The organism is Neisseria sicca 4320, assembly GCF_000193735.1.
Classification (GTDB): Bacteria; Pseudomonadota; Gammaproteobacteria; order Burkholderiales; family Neisseriaceae; genus Neisseria; species Neisseria sicca_E.
On sequence record NZ_AEPF01000150.1, the window covers coordinates 1 to 2,214 of the forward strand.

The 2,214-nt window shown below is 34.2% G+C and carries 2 protein-coding genes; both read left to right on the top strand.

Annotated elements, in window-relative coordinates; translation table 11 throughout:
- Positions 1-786, top strand: a 786-nt coding sequence (locus NSCA4_RS13260; RefSeq protein WP_016688319.1) for a hypothetical protein, incomplete at its 5' end; no start/stop codon positions are given.
- 411 nt (positions 787-1,197) lie between these two features.
- Entirely contained in the window at positions 1,198-1,737 is a 540-nt protein-coding gene (locus tag NSCA4_RS0111885) for a hypothetical protein (RefSeq protein ID WP_016688320.1), read from the top strand.
- Positions 1,738-2,214: the final 477 nt, after the last annotated feature.

Consider the following 2,214-nt stretch of genomic DNA (forward strand, 5'->3'; position numbering starts at 1 on the left):
GGGATTTGCGTGGATGAGGGCAGAAAGTTGAGTAAGGAAGAGTTGTTGAGACGGGCTTTGGTCAGCTATTTCGCACATGAGTCGTCGGGGCAGTATTTCGATGACCCATCTGACTACGCCTGGAAGGACAGATGCCCCACGGAGAAATCGTGTCAGTTGTATATGATGCCGGCCATCGAGATGGGGGATTATATCTTTGACAAGGAAAAAAGAATCTCGCTATTAAAGGCAAGGAATAACGGAGTTACATTCAGCAGGGCGGATCATTTTTTTCCAAAAAATGTCCGCTACCAATCGCACAAGCTGCCCTTCGGGTTTTATGCCTCAAACAGGTTCAGTTCTTTTTACCCTTATGACTGCTGCGGTATCAAGGAAAAGTCAGAGTTGTTGAAAGCTGATTATCCGTTTCAAGGGACTCCCAGTTTTCTTTCAAAAAGAGGGGTTGGAAATTACTTCTTAGATTTGAAAGAAGTAGATTTTACGGGAGAAAGGGCTGAAACCTATTATCGCAGATATATTATTAATAACTGTGGATTATATCTTCCCGAAAAATATTCCTCTGTAACGGGAAATTATACAAAACATATGACTACAAGTTACGGATTTCTTCTTACACAGGATTTTACAAAATCCGTATCTACCCCCCCTACTGGTTGCTGGAAATGGATTAATGGCAAACCTGATGATTCTGTAATGAACTCCCTTTCAAAATCATTTGATTATATGTTTCATTACCACACTCTTTGGGATGGTAATGATTTTTACAGTTGTCCTAAGAAACCTTAAATCACACGAGGAAATGCAATAATGTCTCAAACTAAAAAATTTGTTTTGGATTTGTCTGGAAATTATACAAGCGAATTATTGTATGAGATGTATTCATTTGGTTGTTTAGGTTTAGTGTAGAAATGTTGTTTGAAAATTCCAGATGACCTTTTATATCAGAAATATAACCACTGGGTAAAAACACTTTGTCTTTTTATTCCATTTGTGTAGAATATTTCAAGCTGATAGATATTTAATTATCCTAATGATCAATTAGAAAATTTTATTGTTAGACATGATGGAACGGTTATGGCGGCGGTTGCTTATTACATTTTTATTTTAGTCATCGGAATTATTCCTGGGTTTAGGATTGGGGTAAGGTTTTACAAAAAAAGGCATTCGGAAAGAAAGAGAAAGGTAGGGACTTAAATTATGATAGGTATTCTTTTCCTGATTCTTCATATTATTGTCTTTGGGGCGGTCGGGTTTGTGCTTGGTGTGGCATTTGAGTGGCAGTATGCAAAGCAGAATACTCTACTTGATTGTAAAAAAACAAAGTTATATCTCTTTATAAGCCTCATTTTAGGATTTGGATTTATGTTCTTTGATGAGCTAATAGGATTGATTCAGTTTAAAAAATTATGCAATCAATCCAGTATTGTATTTCTGCATAATCCTAATGAGATAAAAAATAAGAATTTAATAGAAGTAAGATATAAAAAAAGTAATGTTAGATTTTCTTTTTTAGAAATTTATTATTATAAGAGAGAATATGTTGATTTTCATGGAGAAAAATATATTATCGTTTATCCTTACGTAGCTAAAGGAGGGTGGATTTCAAAAGTATTGAATGGAGCTGTGGGAGCGGAGAAAACCCCTTTTCTCTTCTCTAATAGGTACTGTAATCTTCATTATATTAACTCAATTGATAAGTTATATAATTTTAATATAGTCAAAGAGATTGATTTCTAGGCGTATATATATTTTAAAATCATACTATGGAAATTTTTATCAATACTATTAAAAATATGCGTATTAACTCATTATTGAGTGGTGCGGTTTATACAAAATTAATTGAAGCCGCTAATTCAGGTTCAACAGGATTGAGAGACATTGTAAGGGAAAGTAAGCTGTAGCCTGCATAAAGTCTCTGTTTCATCAGATAGGATGTGTGCGGAATGCATGCATGCGGTTGTTTGTATTTGGTATTGCAAGGTCGTCTGAAAATTTCAGACGACCTTTTTAGTAATTCTATTGCATAAATATGACGTTCGTGGAATAATCCGCAAACTTTAAAAATCAGGTAACTATATGATTAAAAGAAAGAAAATAATTTTTGCGATTTTAACTTCAGTTATCTTGTTCTCAATTTATTTTTTCAACAATTACCGTATCTTCTTTTCTCCTTTTGAAATCCTCAGCAACAAAACCATAGAACAGAACCTGCAG